This is a genomic window from Streptomyces sp. NPDC002698, from assembly GCF_042888945.1.
GTDB lineage: Bacteria > Actinomycetota > Actinomycetes > Streptomycetales > Streptomycetaceae > Streptomyces.
On sequence record NZ_JBIAQM010000055.1, the window covers coordinates 19,253 to 39,751 of the forward strand.

General features: G+C 70.9%; 18 protein-coding genes and 1 pseudogene. 8 read left to right on the forward strand and 11 right to left on the reverse strand.

Annotated features, from left to right (window positions below):
- Positions 1-560: 560 nt before the first annotated feature.
- Both ACFYW9_RS38555 and ACFYW9_RS38560 read left to right on the forward strand, forming a co-directional pair.
- Positions 561-2,804 carry an MMPL family transporter gene (locus ACFYW9_RS38555; RefSeq protein WP_389159719.1) on the forward strand — a complete coding sequence of 748 codons (2,244 nt, stop codon included), beginning with the start codon at positions 561-563 and terminating at the stop codon, positions 2,802-2,804.
- Between the two features lie 72 nt (positions 2,805-2,876).
- The gene (locus ACFYW9_RS38560; protein ID WP_389159720.1) at positions 2,877-3,455 is read left to right on the forward strand and encodes a GNAT family N-acetyltransferase; all 579 of its coding nucleotides are present in this window, start codon (positions 2,877-2,879) and stop codon (positions 3,453-3,455) included.
- On the opposite strand, the gene ACFYW9_RS38565 is transcribed toward ACFYW9_RS38560, so the two are convergent.
- The gene (locus ACFYW9_RS38565; RefSeq protein WP_389159721.1) at positions 3,416-3,778 is read right to left on the reverse strand and encodes a DUF6296 family protein; all 363 of its coding nucleotides are present in this window, start codon (positions 3,776-3,778) and stop codon (positions 3,416-3,418) included. The genes ACFYW9_RS38560 and ACFYW9_RS38565 overlap by 40 nt on opposite strands.
- A 50-nt stretch (positions 3,779-3,828) precedes the next feature.
- Here ACFYW9_RS38565 and ACFYW9_RS38570 point away from each other — a divergent pair, with 50 nt between their 5' ends.
- The gene (locus ACFYW9_RS38570) at positions 3,829-6,561 is read left to right on the forward strand and encodes a SpoIIE family protein phosphatase (protein ID WP_389159722.1); all 2,733 of its coding nucleotides are present in this window, start codon (positions 3,829-3,831) and stop codon (positions 6,559-6,561) included.
- 149 nt (positions 6,562-6,710) lie between these two features.
- Here the strand turns inward: ACFYW9_RS38570 and ACFYW9_RS38575 are convergent, their stop codons facing one another.
- The gene (locus ACFYW9_RS38575) at positions 6,711-8,351 is read right to left on the reverse strand and encodes an MFS transporter (RefSeq protein WP_389159723.1); all 1,641 of its coding nucleotides are present in this window, start codon (positions 8,349-8,351) and stop codon (positions 6,711-6,713) included.
- A gap of 114 nt (positions 8,352-8,465) precedes the next feature.
- Positions 8,466-8,702, reverse strand: a pseudogene (locus tag ACFYW9_RS38580) (ABC transporter permease); the annotation flags it as partial.
- A 283-nt stretch (positions 8,703-8,985) separates the two neighbouring features.
- Here ACFYW9_RS38580 and ACFYW9_RS38585 point away from each other — a divergent pair.
- Positions 8,986-9,138, forward strand: a complete 153-nt coding sequence (locus tag ACFYW9_RS38585) for a hypothetical protein (protein WP_389159724.1) — start codon at positions 8,986-8,988, stop codon at positions 9,136-9,138.
- A 298-nt stretch (positions 9,139-9,436) separates the two neighbouring features.
- Here ACFYW9_RS38585 and ACFYW9_RS38590 read toward each other — a convergent pair whose 3' ends face one another.
- On the reverse strand, positions 9,437-12,259 hold the full coding sequence (locus tag ACFYW9_RS38590) for an FtsX-like permease family protein (RefSeq protein WP_389159725.1): 2,823 nt from the start codon (positions 12,257-12,259) through the stop codon (positions 9,437-9,439).
- 5 nt (positions 12,260-12,264) lie between these two features.
- Positions 12,265-12,969 (reverse strand): ABC transporter ATP-binding protein, encoded by a 705-nt coding sequence (locus ACFYW9_RS38595; RefSeq protein WP_225900152.1) that lies wholly within the window; start codon positions 12,967-12,969, stop codon positions 12,265-12,267.
- A gap of 86 nt (positions 12,970-13,055) precedes the next feature.
- Here ACFYW9_RS38595 and ACFYW9_RS38600 point away from each other — a divergent pair, with 86 nt between their 5' ends.
- Together ACFYW9_RS38600 and ACFYW9_RS38605 are read left to right on the forward strand one after the other, a co-directional pair.
- Complete coding sequence (locus ACFYW9_RS38600) at positions 13,056-13,685, forward strand: PadR family transcriptional regulator (RefSeq protein ID WP_389159726.1); 630 nt, start codon at positions 13,056-13,058, stop codon at positions 13,683-13,685.
- 202 nt (positions 13,686-13,887) lie between these two features.
- Positions 13,888-14,337, forward strand: a complete 450-nt coding sequence (locus ACFYW9_RS38605) for a hypothetical protein (protein WP_389159727.1) — start codon at positions 13,888-13,890, stop codon at positions 14,335-14,337.
- A 266-nt stretch (positions 14,338-14,603) separates the two neighbouring features.
- On the opposite strand, the gene ACFYW9_RS38610 is transcribed toward ACFYW9_RS38605, so the two are convergent.
- From ACFYW9_RS38610 to ACFYW9_RS38625, 4 genes are all read right to left on the reverse strand, one after another.
- Positions 14,604-14,780, reverse strand: coding sequence for a hypothetical protein (locus ACFYW9_RS38610; RefSeq protein ID WP_351866779.1), 177 nt, complete (start codon positions 14,778-14,780; stop codon positions 14,604-14,606).
- A gap of 80 nt (positions 14,781-14,860) precedes the next feature.
- Positions 14,861-15,721: an ABC transporter permease gene (locus ACFYW9_RS38615; protein WP_389159728.1), complete on the reverse strand. Its 861-nt coding sequence runs from the start codon at positions 15,719-15,721 to the stop codon at positions 14,861-14,863.
- Positions 15,681-16,556, reverse strand: coding sequence for an ABC transporter ATP-binding protein (locus tag ACFYW9_RS38620; RefSeq protein ID WP_389159735.1), 876 nt, complete (start codon positions 16,554-16,556; stop codon positions 15,681-15,683). The genes ACFYW9_RS38615 and ACFYW9_RS38620 overlap by 41 nt, the downstream gene beginning before the upstream one ends.
- A gap of 152 nt (positions 16,557-16,708) precedes the next feature.
- A complete protein-coding gene (locus ACFYW9_RS38625) occupies positions 16,709-17,149 on the reverse strand; it encodes a MarR family transcriptional regulator (RefSeq protein WP_389159729.1) in 441 nt (146 codons plus the stop codon).
- Between the two features lie 198 nt (positions 17,150-17,347).
- Between ACFYW9_RS38625 and ACFYW9_RS38630 the strand changes: the two genes are divergently transcribed.
- A complete protein-coding gene (locus ACFYW9_RS38630; RefSeq protein ID WP_389159730.1) occupies positions 17,348-17,704 on the forward strand; it encodes an STAS domain-containing protein in 357 nt (118 codons plus the stop codon).
- Here ACFYW9_RS38630 and ACFYW9_RS38635 read toward each other — a convergent pair.
- On the reverse strand, positions 17,701-18,132 hold the full coding sequence (locus ACFYW9_RS38635; RefSeq protein ID WP_389159731.1) for a MarR family winged helix-turn-helix transcriptional regulator: 432 nt from the start codon (positions 18,130-18,132) through the stop codon (positions 17,701-17,703). The genes ACFYW9_RS38630 and ACFYW9_RS38635 overlap by 4 nt on opposite strands.
- Positions 18,133-18,306: 174 nt before the next feature.
- On the opposite strand from ACFYW9_RS38635, the gene ACFYW9_RS38640 reads away from it, so the two are divergent.
- Entirely contained in the window at positions 18,307-19,494 is a 1,188-nt protein-coding gene (locus ACFYW9_RS38640; protein WP_389159732.1) for a PP2C family protein-serine/threonine phosphatase, read from the forward strand.
- Positions 19,495-19,542: 48 nt separating this feature from the next.
- Here ACFYW9_RS38640 and ACFYW9_RS38645 read toward each other — a convergent pair whose 3' ends face one another.
- A complete protein-coding gene (locus ACFYW9_RS38645; RefSeq protein ID WP_328456309.1) occupies positions 19,543-19,953 on the reverse strand; it encodes an ATP-binding protein in 411 nt (136 codons plus the stop codon).
- Between the last annotated feature and the right edge of the window lie 546 nt (positions 19,954-20,499).

The window sequence follows — 20,499 nt, forward strand, 5'->3', positions numbered from 1 at the left end:
GGTCGCCTGACGGGGGAAACGTCTCACTCGTACTCCTACTGCTTCGGCCGCGGTCGGCGGCCGGTGACAGACCGGGCAGACGGGATGTGCTGTCCGGGAAGAGCTGAGCAGGGGCGCGCGGGAACGCGACTGCGGGCAGGCCATGGACGACCTGTCCGACAGGTGTGGGAAGGATTTCACTCTTGACCTAGCCATGACATGCGATTGAGGGCGATCGAGGGTTATCCCTACGCCCGCGCACCGAAACCCCCGCCACGTGCCGCGTTCCCCCGGGTGACGACACGTCGGACCCGGCCCGGTATGCCGGCGGACCGGACCGCGTTCCGCGCGTGGACGCAGATCCCGTCCGATGCGTCCGGTGCCGTCCGGGGTGCCCTCCCCCGGTCCGGCCAGGACCCGGCGGCCCGGCAGGGCGCCGTCCGGGCCGACGGCGGAGGGGACCGGAGCGGATCCGCGACCGCCGGACGGCGGGCAGCCACCGTGATTCCCGGCGGGCCACGATGATCGTCGCGTCGTTTAATGACGGAGTCGAAGGAGTCGTCCTCAAGCAGGAGCAGCCCATGTCGGCGACACAAGCCCCCTCAGCCAGCGGGCGGACCAGGCCTGGAGTGCTGCAGCGGCTGGGCGAGTGGTGCGCCCGCCATTTCGTGATCGTGATCGTGGCGTGGCTCGTCGCCCTCGGCGTGCTCCAGGGGCTGAACCACTCCTTCGGCGGACAGTACTCGGACAACTTCTCACTGCCGGGAGTGCAGTCCACGGAAGGGCTGGACGTACTCAAGAAGCACGATCCGGCCGCGGGCGGCTACAGCAGCCAGATCGTGCTGCGCGACACGCAGAAGCCGCTGACCGGGCTGAGCTCCCAGATGAGCCAGACCGTCGACTCCCTGGAGAAGCTGCCGCACGTCCTGTCGGCGCAGAACCCGCTGCCGCCGCCCGGGTCCCAGCCGCCCTCGGGACAGTCCCAGCAGCAGAACGTCGGACCGCTGTCCAGCGACGGGAAGACCGGATACATCACGGTCCGTTTCGACGTGCAGCCCTCGACCCTGGGCGACGACTACCTCCACGGGGTGGACAGCGCCGTCCAGCCGCTGCGGTCCGCGGGGGTGGACGTCGAGTACGGCGGGCCGCTGGGCGAACTGGCCAGACCCGCGGCGAACGACAGGATCAGCGAGCTGATCGGGTTCGCGGTGGCGATCGTCGTCCTGCTCGTCGGGTTCGGCAGTGTCATCGCGGCGGGTCTGCCGCTGGTGACCGCCCTGGTCAGCGTCGTGGGCGGTCTGGCCATCCTCGGCCTGGTCGCGGCCGCGACGACCTTCGCGACCGTGTCACCGACGCTCGCCACCATGATCGGACTGGGCGTCGGTATCGACTACGCCCTGTTCCTGATCACCCGTCACCGGCAGAACCTCATCAACGGTGCCGAACCGGTGCGGGCCGCGGGCCGGGCCGCCACCACCAGCGGGCGGGCCGTCCTGGTCTCGGGCTGCACCGTGATCATCGCCCTGGCCGGGCTGTCGGTCTCCGGGGTCTCGTTCATCAGCAAACTCGGCCTCGCGGCGGCCATCACCGTGGTCTCCGCGGTGGCCGGCGCGCTGACCCTCGTACCCGCCCTGCTCGGGCTCATCGGCAAGCGCATCGACCGCTATCACGTGCGCACCCCGATCGCGGAGACGAACGCCGAGCCCGGGGCGCCCGTCACGGGCACCTGGCACCGCTACGCCCTGCGCGTCGAGCGGCATCCCTGGCGGTTCCTGACCGGCGGCCTCCTCACGGTGGTCGTGCTGGCCATCCCCCTGTTCACCATCCAGCTCGGGCACATCGGTGACGGCGCCGACCCCACGTCCTTCACGGACCGGCGGGCGTTCGACATCATGTCGGACTCCTTCGGGCCCGGCTCCAACGGCCCGCTGACCGTCGTCATCGACCAGACGAACGTACCGTCGGACAAGCGTTCATCCCTGGAGTCACAGGCGCAGAAGACACTCGACGGGGTGTCAGGGGCGGCCGTGGTCACGCCGCTGACGACCACCCAGGACGGGGACGTGCTGGTGGGCACCGTCTACTCCAAGGTGTCCCCGCAGAACCAGGACACCACGGACCTGACGAACCGTCTGGTGGACGACACCCTGCCGCAGGCGGTGACCGGGACCTCCGCCAAGGGCTATGTCACGGGCACGACGGCCGCCCAGGTCGACTTCCGGAACATCGTCTCCAGCCGGCTCCCCCTCATCATCGCCGTGGTGGTGGGGCTGGCCTTCGTCATCATCCTGATCGTCTTCCGCGGCCTGCTCGTCGCGCTGAAGGCGGCCGTCCTCAACGTGCTCTCCATCGCCGCCTCCTACGGTGTCGTCGTCGCCGTCTTCCAGTGGGGCTGGGGCGGGCCCGCGCTCGGGGTCTCGGGCAAGGTGCCCATCGAGAGCTACGTGCCGATGATGATGTTCGCGATCATCTTCGGGCTCAGCATGGACTACGAGATCTTCCTGCTGTCGCGGGTCCACGAGTTCTGGCTGCGCAGCGGGGACGCGGAGGCGAGCGTCGCGCACGCCCTGGAGATCACCGCCCGCGTCATCACCTGCGCCGCTCTGATCATGATGAGCGTCTTCGCCGCGTTCATCGTGAGCGACAACATCGTCGTCAAGATGCTCGGCCTCGGGCTCGCCGTGAGCGTGCTGATCGACGCGACGGTCGTACGGCTCCTGATGGTTCCGGCGGTGATGACGCTGCTCGGGGCCCGCGCCTGGTGGACACCGCGCTGGCTGGACCGGATCCTCCCGCACATCGACCCGGAGGGCGATACCTCCTAGAGCCTGTGCGCGCCCCGGGGCACGCGCCGAAATCCGCGCGCCCCGGGACGCACGGGTCCCTAGCATGGCGCGATGCCCCGCATCGAACGCCTGCGACTCGACCACGCGCCCGCGCTGCTCTCGTTCGAGCGGGAGAACCGCGCCTATTTCGCCACGTCGATCTCCGACCGCGGCGACACCTTCTTCGCCCGGTTCGACGCCCTGCTCCACGAGCGTCTGGCCGAGCAGGCCGAGGGGGCGGCCCACTTCCATCTCGTGGTGGACGACTCCGGCGCGGTGCTGGCCCGCGTCAACCTGGTCGACGTGGCACGCGGTTCGGCCGACCTCGGATACCGCGTCGCCGAGCGGGCCGCGCGGCAGGGGCTCGCCACGGCCGCCGTACGGGAGATGTGCTTCCTGGCGGCGAGCGCGTACGGCCTGAGCACCCTGCGCGCCGTCACGACCGTCGACAACACCGGATCCCGGACGGTTCTGGCCCGCACCGGATTCCTCGTGACCGGCGAGATCGAGCTGAACGGGCGCCCGGGCCTCCGCTTCTCGCGGGAACTCCCGGCCGCCGACGCGGTACCCCCCGCCGCCGGCGCCGTGCTCCCGGCCGGGCGCGCCGCCGGTCAGGAGAGCGGTTCGGCGGCCGGGTTGATCGGCGACTGATAGGCGCCGCTGGCCAGCATGCGGACCTCGCCCGCCGGGCTGATCTCGGCACGGAGGATGCCCGTGGGATCGCTGTACACCGGGTTGCCGCCCGGTCCGTGGGCAGTCGTCCGCTCGACGACCACCTCATCCGTCACCATGCGCGCATCCGGTCCGGGATGGGTGAAGGTCAGCCGGTAGCGGTCAACGGTCTTCATCAGGGCCTCCGCGCCGAAGCGACAAATGCAGGTAAGAAGGACTAGGTCTCCATCATGCGTCCACGCGCCCGAGAGCCGCGTCGCCCGCGCCGGGCCGGCCTGCCGACCGGCGTAGCGAACGATCACGGAACGTGACGCCTCTCGCCACCGGACGCCGGGCAGTGTAGACATAGCTCATGGTCGGACTATTGGGTCGAACCCGGGCTCAGTCGCCCCGCCGCCCCAGTACAGCGCAACATGAGCGTGGGCCACACGACGGCAAACACAGGCACAACCCGTCAAACGGGCTACGTTCCGCCCTGGGCGGTCGCAGTGTCGCCGGACAGGTGTTCGTCCTGCAAGTGGTGATCGTGCTGCTCCTGGTCGTCGCCGCGGTGGTCGCGCTGGTACTCCAGGTGCGGCATGACAGCACGCAGGAGGCCCGCAACCGCTCGCTCGCCGTCGCGGAGACCTTCGCCAACGCGCCCGGCACGCGCGCGGCCCTCGACGCCCCCCATCCGACGGCCCTTCTGCAGCCCAGCGCCGAAGCCGCCCGCAAGGCGTCGGACGTGGACTTCATCGTCGTACTGAACACCGACGCGATCCGCTACACCCACCCCAAGCCCGACCGGATCGGCAAGAAGTTCATCGGGACCACCGCTCCGGTGCTGGCCGGGCACTCCGTCACCGAGCAGATCACCGGGACGCTCGGACCGCTGGTGCAGGCCACGGTCCCCGTCAAGGCACCCGACGGCACGGTCGTCGGCATGGTGTCCGCCGGGATCACCACGGCGACCGTGGGCGGCACGGCCGACCACCAGCTGCCGCTGGTGCTGGGCGCCGCCGCCGTGGCGCTGGCCCTGGCGACCGCGAGCACCGCGCTGGTGAGCCGGCGCCTGCTGCGCCAGACGCACGGCCTCGGCCCGTACGAGATGACCCGGATGTACGAGCACCACGACGCCGTGCTGCACTCCGTCCGGGAAGGTGTGATCATCATCGGCGCGGAGGGGCAGCTGCTCCTGGCCAACGACGAGGCGAACCGCCTGCTCCGCCTGCCCGCGGACGCCGAGGGACAGCACGTCCAGGAGCTCGGTCTCGACTCGGGAACCGCGGAGCTGCTGGCCTCCGGGCGCGTCGCCACCGACGAGGTGCATCTCGTCGGGGACCAGCTCCTGGCCGTCAACCAGCGGCCGACGGACCTGCCCGGCGGGCCGGCCGGCAGCGTCGCCACGCTCCGCGACTCGACCGAACTGCGCGCGCTCTCCGGCCGGGCGGACATCGCCCGCGAACGGCTCAAGATCCTCTACGACGCCGGCGTGCGCATCGGGACGAGTCTGGACGTCACCAGGACGGCCGAGGAACTGACGGCGGTCGCCGCCCCCCGGTTCGCGGACTTCGTCACCGTGGACCTGGCCGACGCCGTGCTCAACGGCCAGGAGCCGGACGCGGGTGCCGGCTTGCGCCGCACCGCCTCCGGCGGCATCCGCGAGGACGCGCCGCTCTATCCGGTCGGGGAGCACATCGGGTTCGTCCCCTCCACGCCCCAGGCCCACAGTCTGCGCACCGGGGAGGCCGTGGTCGAGCCCGACCTCGGCGGTGCCCCGGGCTGGCTGGCCCAGGACCCGCAGCGCACCGCACAGGTCGTCGACTACGGGATCCACTCCCTCATCACGGTCCCGCTGCGCGTCGGGCCCCTGGTCATGGGCGTGGTCAATTTCTGGCGCTCCGAGAAGCCCGATCCGTTCGACGCGGACGATCTCGCCCTCGCCGAGGAGCTGGTCGCCCGTGCGGCGGTCTCCATCGACAACGCGCGCCGCTACACGCGCGAGCACACGATGGCCGTGACCCTCCAGCGCAGCCTGCTGCCGCGCACCCTGCCCGACCAGAGCGCCCTCGACCTCGCCTATCGCTATCTGCCGGCGCAGGCGGGGGTCGGCGGCGACTGGTTCGACGTGCTGCCGCTGCCCGGTGCCCGGGTCGCGGTCGTCGTCGGCGACGTGGTCGGCCACGGACTGCTGGCCGCGGCGACGATGGGCCGGCTGCGTACGGCGGTGCACAACTTCTCCGCGCTCGATCTGCCGCCGGACGAATTGCTCGGTCTTCTGGACGAACTGGTCGGCCGGATCGACCAGGACGAGCTCCCGGACGACACCGGATCCGCCGTCACGGGCGCCACCTGTGTGTACGCCGTCTACGACCCGACGACCCGGCGCTGTACCGTCGCCCGCGCCGGACACCCGCCGCCCGCGGTGATCCGTCCGGACGGCAGCGTCGAGTTCCCCGATGTGCCGGCCGGCCCGCCGCTCGGTCTGGGCGGTCTGCCGTTCGAGACGGCCGAGCTGGAACTGGAGGAGGGCAGCCGTCTGGTGCTCTACACGGACGGTCTGGTCGAGGACCGGGAACGGGACATCGACGTCGGGCTGGAACTGCTGCGCACGGCGCTGGCCGGAGCCGACCGCTCGCCGGAGGACACCTGCCAGGCCGTGCTGAGCGCCCTGCTCCCGGCCCGGCCGAGCGACGACATCGCCCTGATCGTGGCCCGGACCCATGCTCTCGACCCCGACCGCATCGCCTCGTGGGAGGTGCCGTCCGAACCGGCCGCCGTGGGCGAGGTGCGCGCCTCGGTCAGCCGACAGCTGGCCCGGTGGGGGCTCGACGAGCTGGCGTTCACCACGGAGCTGATCCTCAGCGAGCTGGTGACCAACGCGATCCGCTACGGCAACGGGCCCATCGGGGTCCGTATGCTGCTGGACCGCACGCTGATCTGCGAGGTCTTCGACGGCAGCAGCACCTCACCGCATCTGCGGTACGCGGCGACGACGGACGAGGGCGGGCGCGGCCTGTTCCTGGTCGCCCAGCTCACCGACCGCTGGGGCACCCGCTACACGCCCGAGGGGAAGGTCATCTGGGCGGAACAGCCGCTGCTCTGAGGCCGGGCAGCCGCTGCCCCGAGGTCCGGGGCACGGGTGGCGACGGCGCCGCGACGGCCGGACAGCGGGCGGGAGGCGGGCCCGGAGTGCATCCGGGAGCCCTGCGGTTCAGCCGGGACCCGCTCGGGTTCAGCCGGGACTCCTCGGATTCAGCCGGGGGCGGACGGTCCGCCGTCCCGGGTGTCCGACTCCCCCACCGGGGCCGCGCCGGCCGAGGCACCCTGCCCGTCGCCGGCTCCGTCCACGGGCGTCATCGCGGCGGCGCCTCCCTGGAGCCGCTCCAGGTCGGAGGGGCGCACCTGGATGACGATCAGGGCGACCAGCGCGGCGACGACCGCGAAGGCGGCGGCGGCGACGAACGCTCCCGAGATGCCGGACGTCAGCACCTGGTCGCTCCAGGGCGCCGGAAGCTGTCCCGTCCTGCGGAACTGCAGTTGCTGTGCCGGGGTCGCGGTCGACAGGAAGTCCGCCACCTGGTCCGTGGCCTCGTTGCGGCTCGCCGTGCCGAAGACCGTGACCAGCACGGACAGGCCGAGGGATCCGCCGACCTGCTGCGTGGCGTTGAGGATGCCGGAGGCGGCGCCCGTCTCCTTGGGCTCGACTCCGGACACCGCCATCAGCGTCAGCGAGACGAACTGCAGACCCATGCCGAAGCCGAACACCAGGGTCGGCCCGAGGATGCTGCCGAGATACGTGCTGTCGACGTCGGTCAGCGTCAGCCAGCCGAGGCCCAGCGCGGCCAGGACCGCGCCGACGGCCATGAAGGGTTTGGGGCCCCATCTGGGCAGGAAGTTGGACGCGACTCCCGCGCCGATCGCGATGATCACACTCACCGGCAGGAACGCGAAGCCAGCCTTGAGCGGGCTGAAGCCGAGGATGTTCTGCACGAACAGGGTGAGGAAGAAGAACATCCCGAAGATGGCGGCGGACAGGCTGAGCATCATCGCGTAGACGCCCGAGCGGTTGCGGTCGCGGAACATCCACAGGGGCGTGATGGGCTGTCTCGACCGGCGTTCGACCGCGATGAACGCGATCAGGAACACGAGCGCGGCACCGAAGGCCCCGAGGGTGAGGGGATCGCTCCAGCCCTCCTCCGAGGCCCGGATGAAGCCGTAGACCAGCAACACCATGCCGAGGGTGGAGGTGAGGGCGCCGAGGAGGTCGAAGTGGCCCGGGTGCCGCTCGGACTCCTTGATGTAGCGGGGGGTCGCGAGCACGATCAGCAGACCGATGGGGACGTTCACGAAGAACACCCATCGCCAGTCGAGCCATTCGACCAGGATGCCTCCCGCGAGCAGCCCGATCGCGCTGCCGCCCGCGGAGACGGCGGCGAACACGCCGAACGCCCGGTTGCGCTCGGGGCCTTCACGGAAGGTGGTGGTGATCAGCGACAGGGCCGTGGGTGAGGCGATGGCCCCGCCGACGCCCTGCAGCGCGCGTGCCGCGAGCAACTGCCAGGAGTCCTGGGAGAGTCCGCCGAGCAGCGACGCGAACACGAAGAGCAGCACGCCGAACATGAACATCCGGCGTCTGCCGAGGATGTCCCCGGAGCGCCCGCCGAGCAGCAGCAGACCGCCGAAGGTCAGCGTGTAGGCGTTGATCACCCAGGACAGGTTCTCGGTCGAGAAGCCGAGCGAGGTCTGGATGTGCGGCAGCGCGATGTTCACGATGGTGATGTCGAGAACCACCATGAGCTGGCAGGAGGCGATGACGAGGAGTGCGATACCGCTGCCTCGGCCCCGCTGCGGGGATTCGGCAGACTCGGAGGATGTCACGTGATCGGCCGTCATCGGGGATGGCCCTGCATCGCGGGTCGGCGGTGAACATGGATGCTCACTCCATCGACGTTAAGCCTGCCCGCCCCGCCTCACCAATCGATCAACGACCGGGCCCGGGGCCCGCTCTCACCCGGCCGGTCGCCCCGGCGGCGACGACGCGGACAGGACTCCGAGGGCCGCGGCCACGACCCGTACGCCGTGGTCGAGGGGCGGGTGCGCGGGCGTGCCGAGCAACAGGCCGCGCGGGGCGTCGACTTGGTAGCTGAGCGGGTTGACCAGACTGACGGCCTTCAGCCAGCCGGGCATGACGGCCACCAGGTAGAGGGCGTTGGAGCCGAAGAACAGGGGCATGATGATGGCCTGGGTCAACACCGGTTCACAAGGTATTGGCTGTCGACTGACGTCCGACTGCCGAAGCGGTCGATGCGCGCCCCGAACGCGTGCTGGCCTGCGTCGAAGGGCACTAAGGACGCGATCTTGAGCCTGTCCCCGGTGGGTACTTGAGACGCCTCGCGGATCGCCTCCGAGACAGGGCGAGCCCGAAGACCGGGTCCAGGTTTGTGTACGGCCACGTGGTCTTTGAGCCCCTTCCTCGTTGGGCGTGGATCCTCTCGGGGGAGGGTTGAGCTGGGGTTTTGCGGGTGTGGTGGTAGGTGAGGCAGTCGCCGACGCCGAAGCCGTCCTCGAACTCCGCGCCGTCCAAGCCAACGGCGACCTCGACGACCACCTCGCCTACCACCACATCCGCGAACACCAGCGCACCTACCCCGACCAGCACGACTGCCAACTCGGCGCCTGATCAACGGCCTTCACTCGACAGGATCCGCACCCTCGGCCAGGTGCCGGCCGATCCGGTCGATCACTGCGGCGTGGTGGGTCAGGCCGTGGGTGTCGACTCCGCCGGTGATCTGCCGGCCGTCGTGCGTCATGCTGGTCGTGTCCGTCCTTGCGTGTCCGATCCGAGGGCGGCACGCGCCGGTCGGGTGGGTGCGTGGTGACACCCGATGGGCCGACAAATCCCGAACAGGACAGTCGAAACGTCAGTCAGTCGGGAGGGTCAGACCCACCAGCAGCGTCACCACGTCACATCCTCACTGTCAGTCGGCGGCGAGCAGGTGGGCGGGGGCGATCCGGGACAGCCCCCGGATCGGGACTGTCAGAGCCGCGCTCACCAGGGCGGTCGCGGCAAGCGTGGCCAGCAGTGCGGCGCCGGCGACCGCAAGGAGGTGTCCGTGCAGCACGCCCTGACCGAGCGACAGCACCACGAGCAGGCCGGCCACCGCGCCGGTCAGGCCGCCCAGCAGAGCCAGTCCGATCCCCTCGTACAGGGTCAGCATCGCCAGCTCGCGGTTGGTCCAGCCGGTCGCCCGCAGCACCGCGAGATCGGCGGCGCGCTCGCGCTGCGAGATGATCAGTACGTCGATGGCGCCGGCGGCACCCAGCAGCAGGGAGAGGGCGACGCTGAGGTAGTCGGCCCCGCGTGCCTGCGCCACCACGGCGTTGCCGAGCAGCGAGCCGGCCGCCTCGCCGCGGAAGGCCAGTGTCAGGGCGAGCAGCACGGTGAAGGCGGCCACTCCCAGCGCCAGCCCTGCCGCGCCCAGCAGCGTGCGGCCCCGCACCCGCAGCAGGTTGAGCACGGCCAGTCCGGCCACCGAACCCACCGGGCGGGAGCGGCGGGCCGCGGTCACAGGGGGTCGGACGGCTGCCATGGGCCCCAGCCGGGCGGCGAGCCAGGCGGGGATCAATCCCGCCGCCAGGGCCACGAGGAGCGCCACCGGCAGGACGAGGAGTGACTTGGCGCTGGCGCCGGGCTGTCCCAGCATGCGGCCGAGGGCGTAGGCGAGGACCGTGCCCGCGGCTCCGGCAGCGAGGCCGATGACCGCCAGTTCGCCGAGGACCAGGCGGAGTACTTCACCGCCGCTCCAGCCCAGGCAGCGCAGCGTGCCGATCTCGGTGCGGCGTGAGCGCACCGAGGCCAGCGCCGCCTGCCCGAGGAAGAGCGCGCACACGACGAGGACCAGTACGAAGAGCACCGCGCTCTTGGTGTCCACCGCCCTGAGGATCCGCAGTGCCACGCCCTTGGCGACCCAGCGCTCCGTCACATGCGCCGAGGGACTCAGCGCCACCGTCTGCGGGGCGGGGGAACTGCCGACGGTGACGTCGACCTGGAGCCGGGGGTAGGCGGCCCGGATCGCCCCGGCCACGGCGTTCACCCGCGCACGGGAGGCGGTGTCGACGCCGCTCACGCCGGCCACCCGGATCCTGATCGCGCTGACCGGCGCCTTGTCCTGCAGGCTCGGGACCCGGCGGCTCTTGGTGAGCGCGGTGATGGAGTCCATCGTCGTCAGCATGGTGGGCGGCGGGCTGGCGTAACCGCCCAGGTTGCGGTCGGGCCGCAGCGGCTTGTCGTGGAGCACCGCGCGCGTGGCGGGGTCCGCGCCGGTGACCTGTGGCGACTGGTAGGTCTCCAACGGGACGTCGGACAGTGCCGAGAAGCCGCGCAGTTCGCCGGTGTCGTAGCGGCCGACCAGGCGGACGAAGGGATTGGGCAGGCGCCCGGAGTCGACGAGGTCGCAGTGTCCCAGGCCGAGGCAGTCCGTGGAGGCATGGCTGATCACCTTCCGGTACTGCTTGCCCTGGTTCTCCTCGGGGACGTAGGGGACGGGCTGCTGTCCTTGGTTGGTCACCCACAGGCCGGGCTTCTGCCGCGGCTGTGCCTGCACGGCGAGGCCGCCGTCGGATGTCCGGCGGTAGGTGACAGGGCCCACCGTCCAGTAGGCGCCGGTGTCGAAGGAATCCTCCTCCAGCGCCTTCCGGTAGCCCTTGCTCAGATCGACGCCGACCTTGCCCACACGGGTCCCGTGCAGGCCGCGGACGAAACTGGCGGCTGTCGGATTGCCCAGTTTGGAGGGCAGTTCGGCCGGGTCACCGACATCGAGCCGCTCGACGGCGGCGTTGAGCGTTCCGGCGGTCAGCGGGCTGCTGCTGAGCAGCGCCGGGATGTACGAGTCGTGCTGTCCGTGGATGCTCTTGGAGGACGGCAGCGTCCACGGCTTGTCCTGCTCGGTGAGCATGCGGCCCGAGGTGATCGCGCCGCCCAGGCCCACCAGGCGGTTCTCGGCCTCGGGATCGACGGCGGACAGCAGCACGGGGTAACTGACCGGAACGTCGATGGTGGCCTTGCCCTGCCCGGACTGACAGTTCATCCACGAATTCAGGTCCCGGTCGAACGCCGACCTGTCGCTGAGATCCTCGGCGATGAGGTTCGGCCTCATCGGCAGTTGCAGGTTGAAGTCCGTCTGCTCGGTCTTGTCCCGGTTGAAGTAGAAGCAGACGTCGTACTTGCCCTTCAGCCGATAGCGCTGGGTGCTCTTGTCGACCGCGCCCTTCTCCAGGGTGTCGGACTGGAAGAGCCGATCCGACGACGCCCCCGACGTCAGGGGGGAGCGGGTGAGGTAGACGTACTCGTCGGAGGTGCGATAGGTGCCCAGTCCGGCCGTGAGCGTCGGGCTGATGCGCAGGATCTGCCGGGACGCCTTGCTGTCCAGGAAGCGGGAGACGTCCACGGTGACGGTGCTCATCACCATGAGGTACCCGATGTTGGCGACCGGTGCGGCCACGTCGATCCCGGCCATGCCGCGGATGCGCCGGTACTGGTCCATGGTGATGCCGCCGAACGTGCCGGACAGGAAGTTCGGCTCGACCAGTCCGCTCTGCCGTTCCACGCCCGTCTGCGAGTTCGGCGGGCGCACCAGGACGTCGTAGGCGGACCGTGCGTTCTTGCGGACCGTGCCCACGGTGGTCGCCCTGCTGGTGCTCACCGTCGCGGTCAGCAGGGTGAAGCTGGTCGCCGCCACCAGGATGCCGGCGGCCAGGGCCAGCGCCCGCCCGCGCCGCCGCCGGAGCTGATCGAGGATCATCGTTATCACGGGCGCAGGCCCCCCAGCCGGTTCAGCACGTCGCCGGACGGCGTGACCCGCTGGTCGGAGGTGATCCTGCCGTCCTGCAGACGCACCACCCGGTCGCCGTTGGCGGCGACCTCCGCGTCGTGGGTGGCGATCAGCATCGTCATCGCGTACCGCTCGCGCAGCGACATCAGCAGATCGATGATCTCCCGCCCGATGACGCTGTCCAGGTTGCCGGTCGGCTCGTCGGCCAGCAGCAGTCCCGGCCGGTTGACCAACGCGCGGGCGACGGCGACGCGTTGCTGCTGGCCGCCCGACAGCTGCGAGGGCAGGGCGTCGGACCGGTCTCCCAGGCCGACCGCTTCGAGCAGTTCCATGCCGCGCTCGCGCCGGTCGAAGTCCACTCTGCGGGGCAGGACGGGGGCGAGCACGTTGTCCAGCGCGGTCAGCGCGGGCAGCAGATGGAAGCGCTGGAAGACGAAGCCGATACGCCGCCGGTGGCGGTCGAGGTTCCGGGGCACCAGCTCCGTGCCGTCGATCTCGACATGCCCCTCGTCGGGCTGGTCCATACCGCCCGTCACATGCAGCACGGTGGACTTGCCGGCACCGGAGGCCCCGGTCAGCATCACCACCTCGCCGGCCGCGACCTCCAGGTCGATCCCGTCCAGAGCGGTCAGCCCGGGATACCGGCGGCTCACCCCGCGCAACGCCACGCTCACAGCCATAGATGCAGCCTCACCCTCATACATTGTCGCAATTCAAGGGTATGTTGTCACAATGCAGGAGGGAGCAATGCCGAAGGGAGAGGTATATGCCGCTCCACCACGCGGTACTCGCGCTGCTGACCCAGCGGCCGAACCACGGATACGAACTCAAAGCCCGGTTCGAGGAGGCCATCGGCCCGCAGTGGGGTGGCCTGAACATCGGCCACCTCTACCAGATCCTCGAACGGCTGGTCCGTGACGGCTATGTCTCACGCTCACAGGTCACGCAGACCGACCGGCCCGACAAGAACCTCTACACACTCACCGAGGCCGGCAGGACCGAGCTGAACACGTGGGCGACCAGCGCCTGGGTACGTGTCGGCGGCTTCCGCGACGAGCTGTTCCTGAAACTCCTCGGCGCCGTCGCCCTGGGCCCGCACGCCCTGACCACACTGATCGAGGCACAGCGGCAGACGTACCTGTCCGAACTCGCCGGCCTGGCACGGCAACGCCGGGCCCACGCCGCCGAGCCGCTGGTCGCGGTCCTGATCGACGCCGCCATCGCGCACACCAAGGCCGACCTCGGGCTGCTGGACAGCGCCTCGGCACACCTGGCGCCGCTCGCCGCGGCCCAGGACGCACAGGCGCCACAGCGTTCACAGCCCCAAGGATCCGGCGGTACGGACACCACCAGCGACGACAGCGGCAGGAGAGGACGCCGGTCGGAGTCCGCATAGCCGACGCCACGCGCGTTCAAAGGTGGTTACGGCGATGAGCGCAGCCGTCACCCGACTCACAGCACGCGCTTGCGCGGCGACGACCGGACCCCGCACCCGGCGTTGTGAAGCGACGGCGCATGCGATCCGGGTTGGGTGCGGTTCCTCCGGAGTGATGGACTGATCGAGAGCGGGTGTCAGGGGCGGGTGCCAAGATCGCCGCATGGGAGTTATCTATGGCTACTTCGCTGCTGCTGACGATGACGACGCGGTCCGAGCCGTGATGCGTGAGGACGACGAACCGACCGCGACGGGCTATGACGGGTTCGACGTCAACGGTATGGATCCGACCGTCGACCTGCTGCCGGCGGAGGTGATCCTTTCGGGCCGGTCTGCCGAGACCATCCAGGCGGACCCGCGGTACGGTCACCTGCTCGCGACGGCCGACGACGGGCAACTGTTGTGCCTGTCGCTGACAGATGCCCTGCGTGACGCGCTCGCCGCCGCTGACCGCGGTTCATCGCACCACGTGGCCCAGGTATGGGCCGCATCGGACGTGTTCCCCACGCCGCCGGATCCGCAGGGCCTTGCGGAGTTCCTCGAGCAGGCCATCGACCTGGCGGGCCGGGCGGTCGAGCGAGGGCATCGCCTCTACTGCTGGATCTGCGTCTGACGGGCGCCTGCCCCCTTGCCTTGCCAGTTCAGCGCCAGGGAGACGGTCGAGACGGGGACCGTCGCTAGCTCCCGATCAGACTGTGGGCCCGTGTTCCTGCCGGTGGGATACGGGATGGAGACGCCGGCGTCCGCGATGCCCGTGGTAGCGCCACCAGTCCTCGAAGTCACCATTCGCGGCGATGGGCCAGCCGTTGGCCGGTGCGGTGTCGTAGTGGAACTGGTCGAGACGGTCGGCCAGATGGAGGCCCTGCCGGTCCGCGTGCTTCAGTGGCGCCGCTCACTGTTCTTCACCGGCCGGCGGAGCGCATCCCTGATACGCCACCACAGCTTGCGGGTGCGCGGGGTTTCGGTGGAATAGCTGTTGCTCAGCCAGATGTCGTCCGCGCCGCGGCCCAAGGGAGTGCCCTCGGGTGAGTAACGCGTGGGGGGCTGTTCAACCATGCGCTTCTCCTACGGATTCGGAGACCTGGTCCCGCATCCCTTGCGCGGTTCGTTGCCGGAGCGGATCTTCGGGCCCGCTCTCACCTGGCCAGCCGCCCCAGCAGCGACGACGCGGACAGGACACCGAGAACCGCGGCCACGGCCAGGACGCCGTAGTCGAGGGGCAGGTGCGCGGGCGTGCCGAGCAACAGGCCGCGCGGGGCGTCGACTTGGTAGCTGAGCGGGTTGACCAGACTGACGGCCTTCAGCCAGCCGGGCATGACGGCCACCGGGTAGAGGGCGTTGGAGCCGAAGAACAGGGGCATGGTGATGGCCTGCCCGATGCCCATCAGCCGGTCGCGGGTGAGCACGATGCCCGCGATCGTCATCGACAGGCAGGAGAAGAACGCCGAACCGAGCACGACGGCCACGGCCACTCCGAGAAGTCGCAGCGGGTTCCAGGTCATCGCCACCCCGAGCAGCGCGGCGATCACGACGACCACCACGGCCTGGATCAGCGCCTTCACTCCGGCGGCGAACGCCTTGCCGGTGATGAGCGCGGAGCGGGGTGTGGGGGTGACGAGGAGTTTGGTGAGGATGCCGGCGTCCCTCTCCCAGATGATCATGATGCCGTAGAAGATGGCGATGAACATGGCGGACTGGGCGATGATGCCGGGCGCCAGATAGTCGAGGTAGGGGATTCCGCCGGTCGGGATCGCGTGGATCCGGGTGAACGTCTCTCCGAAGATCAGCAGCCAGAGCGCCGGCTGGATCGCCCGTGTGTACAGCTCGGTGCGGTCGTGGCGGAGTTTCTGGAGCTCGACCGCGCACATCGCGGCGACCCGGGCGGGCAGCACGCGCCAGCCCGTACGGGGCCTGGGCGGGGTCACGAGCAGGTCGAGGTTCCCGGGGCGGACGCTCTCAGCCGACGCGGGAAGCGGTACGGCGGGTGCTTCGGACATCGCGGAAGTCTCCTGATCGGTCGTCGAGTCCACTGCCGGCCACATCGCGGAAGACGTCTTCCAGCGTGGGCGGTCCAGCGTCGCCGTCGATCCCGCGGCGCTCACCGAGCCCCTCCCTGAGCCGCTGTGGGGTGCCGAGCGCGCGGACGCGTCCGCAGTACATCAGCGCGACCCGGTCGCAGTACTGGTCGGCCTCGTCCATGTAATGGGTCGTCACGAGGACGGTCATCCCGGTGGCGGCCCGTACGGCGTTGATGTGCTCCCACACGCCGGTGCGGGCGATCGGGTCGAGGCCGATGGTCGGCTCGTCCAGGATCAGCAGTCGCGGCGCGCTGACCAGGGCCTGGGCGAGTTCCAGGCGGCGCACCATGCCTCCGGAGTACGTCCTGGCGAGCCGGTCGGCCACGTCGGTGAGGCCGACCGCGTCGAGCGCCTGGGCCACGCGGGCCGCGCGTTCCCGCCGGGACACGTCGAAGACGCGGGCGAACAGGAGCACGTTCTCCCTGCCGGTGAGCCCGGAGTCGGCGGACAGTTGCTGCGGCACGTAGCCCAACAGGCGTCGTAAGGCCATGCGTTCACGGGTGGCGTCGTGCCCGAAGACACGGACCTTTCCCGAGGGGACCGGCAGCAGCGTGGTGATGCAGCGGAGCGCCGTCGTCTTGCCGGCGCCGTTGGGACCGAGCAGTCCGAACACCTCACCGTCACGGACGGCGAGGTCGAGACCGTCGACGGCGGTCGTCTCGCCGAAGGCGTACACGAGTCCCGCACAGGACACGGCGTCCGGGGCCGGGCACGGGGCGGGCGCGGCGCCGCCGTCCGCGGCCGCTCCCGTCATCACGGCATCGGCATCGGCATCGGCATCAACCACGATGGCCGGGACCGGCGTTCGGGGCGGGTCCGCCCGGTCGCCGGCCGGGTCCGCCTCGCCGCGTCGGGGTTGCGGGTTCTCCTGCCGTGCGGGTTCCACGCGTCCGCCGCTGTGTCCTGTCATGTCTCCTCGGCCTCCTCGTGCAGGTTCGCCGCCAGTTTGCGCAGGGCCGGAAGAGCGGCCTCCAGTGCGGCACGGTCGGCCGCGTCGAGGCGCGCCACCTGGCCGCGTACGAGCACCGCGCGCCGCTGCCGCCAGTCGCGCAACCGGGCATCGGCCGCCGGGGTGGACAGCAGCCGGGCGGCGCGCCGGTCGGCCGGGTCGGTCTCGCGGACCAGATAGCCGTCCGCGACCAGCCTGTTGACCAACGTCGAGACCGAATTGCCCGCCGGATAAAGCTCCTTGGCCGCCTCCGACACACCGATGCCCGGCAGATCGACCTCGGCACCGCGCAGGCTCGGTCCGGGCGTGCCGCGGCGCAGCCGCCGTCTGATCAGCCGCTGCAACCCGGCCAGGGTGTCCGCCAGTGCCTCGGGGAAACTCTCCGACTCCGACCTCACGTTCCGAGATTGCCTCTGTGTCAGAGGTAATTCGGGAAAGGGCGGGTCAAGAGGCCGGCTCCGGCGGGCGAGACCCCAGGTGTGCACCTCGGTTCGGGGGGTAACCGTTGCCCTGCTCACCGGCGTATCCCCGCGCCGGGTGGATCCCGACGGGTCAGTTCCCCCTTGGAGGTAACCGTGCCGGCCGAAGAGGCTCCTGTGACCATCGACGCGACCTTGTACGGCGAGGGCATCGCCCTGGTCACCGTCGCCGGGGAACTGGACGTCGAGACAGCTCCCGAGCTGCACCACCGACTGGCCAACCAGATACGCGGGGGTCGGCGGCACCTGCTGCTCGACCTGTCCGCGGTCCCCTTCATGGACTCCTCCGGCATCAACGCCCTGCTCAAGGCCCACGACGCCGCCGGACACGCGGGAGGCGGAGTGTGCCTCGTGTCCCCGGCGCCGGTCGTCCAGCGCGTTCTGGATCTCACGGGCGTCAGCCTCGCCATACCGTCGGTGGCCGATGTGGACGCCGCACTGGTCCACATCGGAGAAGGGACAGCCCGGCACTAGGCGGAGCGGGCCTCGACGGGGTCCGCCTCGTGGAGCTGTGCCGCCGCGGCCGCGCAGAAGGCCGCCAGCCCCTCCACGAGCGCCTCCCGCCCGGCGGCCGGCATCTGCGCGAGGACGGCTTCCACGGCCCGCTCGCGCCGTGCGCGCAGTTCCGCGAGGAAGGTCCGGCCCTGGGGGCTCAGGAACAGGCGCAGCTCGCGGCGGCTGGTGGCACTCGGTGCCCGTTCGACGAACCCCACGGCCTGCAGCCGGTCGCAGAGTCTGCTGGTCGAGGGGGGTGTGGAGCCGAGCGCGTCGGCCAGGGTCCTCAGGTTGATGCCCTCGTCGTGTTCCAGGATGAACAGCACCCGCAACTGGGAGGCGGAGACCGGGGTCGTCGAGGCGCGGCCCCAGAGGATCTCCAGAAGCTCGGCGGCCTCGGCGGTCACACGGGCCACCTCGCTGCGGCGTGGACGCGGGCCGGAGGAAGTCACCGTCCAACTCTCCCAGTCTTCTCGGGCACTGTCAGCCTGTCGGCGCGACGCCAGGAACGAAATGGTGGATACCGGTCCTCGAATCCCTTGGACTCCTTGGACTTCTCAAAGATTGGTCTGTGCGACATCGTGAACAGATTCGTGGCCGCGGAACGTGCCCTGCGCACCGCGGCGCCCCATCAGCTGCTGGACGCGGTCCGTGACGTGCTGTGCGGTCACTACGCGGCCGATTCCGTCGAACTCTTCATGGCCGACTACGGGCTCACCGTGCTCCAGCCCGTCTCGGTGCTTCCGCACACCCTGGAACCCATTCCGGTGCACACCAGCCCCGAGGGCCGGGCCTTCGGCGCCCAGGAACCCTTCGTGGAGGAACACGGCGACGGAAACGTACGAGCGCACCTCCCGGTGACGGTCCGCGGCGACCGGCTCGGCGTCCTGTCCGTCGTCCTGCCCTCCGCCGCCTGCGACGCGGACACGGTCGCCGAGCTCGCCGACATCGCCGAGGTCCTCGGCCACGAGGTGCTCGTGGCCGAACGCGACACCGACCTGTACCTCCAGGCCCGCCGCAAGGACCGGCTGACCCTGGCCGCGGAGATGCAGTGGCAGCTCCTGCCCGGCCGCTCCTGCTCCCGGCCCGAGTACGAGCTCGGCGCCCAGCTGGAACCCGCCTACGCGATCTTCGGCGACAATTTCGACTGGTCGGCCGACGCCGAGCGGCTGTCCCTCTACGTGACGAACGGAATGGGCGAGGGTATCGAGGCGTCGCTGCTCACCAATCTCGGCATCAACGCCCTGCGCAACGCGCGCCGGGCCGGCATCCCGCTCGCGGACCAGGCGGCGCTCGCCGATCAGGCGGTCCACGCCCAGTACCGCGGCGACCGCTATCTGTCCGTGCTCATGCTCGACTTCGAGCTGTCCACCGGCCGGATGCGCGTGATCGACGCCGGGTCGCCCCAGATGCTGCGGCTGCGCGGCCGGACCGTCGAACGCGTGGACTTCGAGGCCCAGTTGCCCCTCGGCATGTTCGAGGAGACCGACTACCTCGTGCAGGAGTTCCGGGTGGAACCCGGCGACCGGCTCCTCTTCGTGAGCGACGGCGTCCACGCCGTGGCCGGGCCGGGCGGCGAGAAGTACGGGCAGAAGGCCCTGGCCATGGCGATCAGCTCCACCCGGCTGCTGCCCGCAACGGAGGTGCCCCGCGCCGTCCTGCGGGAGCTGACCGGTCACCGGGGCAGGCCCGGCCCGGAGGACGACGCCCTCGTGGTGTGCCTCGACTGGCACGGCCCGGCGAACGCCCGGCAGGAGGGAGCTCGATAACCGGCCGTCCTGCCGGGCGCCCGCCGGGCCGGCCGGAAGCGGCACTCGTCAGAACCTCACGACCGCGTGGACCGTCTTGCCGTCGGGGCGGGACAGCACGGTCAGCTCGGCGGACAGCCGGTGCACCAGCGGCCAGCCGAAGCCGCCCTGTCCGGTCAGGTCGAGGCGCTTCGGGCGCGGCGGCTCGGGATCGTCGTCGGAGACGGAGATGCCCACCCCGTGGCCCATGTCCCTCAGGTCCAGGCTGCACAGCCGACCGCGCGCGTGGCGCACCACGTTCGTCACGAGCTCCGAGACCACGAGCGTGACCGCCTCGGCGGTCTCGCGCGGCACGGCGCGCGGCAGGCCGCCGAGGAACGTGCGGACCATACGCCGGGCGTGCACAGCGGCCTGCGGATCCCGCTCGAGCCTCGCACCGAGATCGGGACCGAGATCGCAGGACGGTTCGACGGTGGTCATGCCTTCGCCTCCCTTGCCGTACGTCCCGCCCGCGCGGCGCGCGGCGGCGCCTCCGTGCTGATCGAAGCTGATCGAAGTGCCGGGCAGGCTGTCTCCCCTTGTTCCCGGACCTCCGGAGGCCATGTCACGGGTATCCCCGGCTTCACACCCCGTCCACAGGTGTCCCCTCCGGGACGGCGCCCGGTGGCCGGCCCACGGCGAAAGGTCTCGGGGACAGGGGACTGCCGCGGCGGATCGGGGGCACTAGGCACGCGTCCCGGACGCCCACGGGTGGTTCGGCGACATCGCTCCCGTGTCGGTCGTCGGGGCCGGGCGACCCCGAGGCCGGCACGGTCGAGCGGCCGGGGGGGGGGGGGGGGGGGGGGGGGGGGGGGGCGGGGGGGGGCCCCCCCCCCCCCCCCCCCCCCCCCCCCCCCCCCCCGCCCGCCCGCCCCCCCCCCCCCCCCCCGGGGGCCCCCGCGGGGGCGGCGGGGGGGGGCCCCCCCCCCCCCAAGGCGCCGCGGAGCGGCGAAGAGGCACCGCGGAGCGGTGGAAGCCCGGACCGCG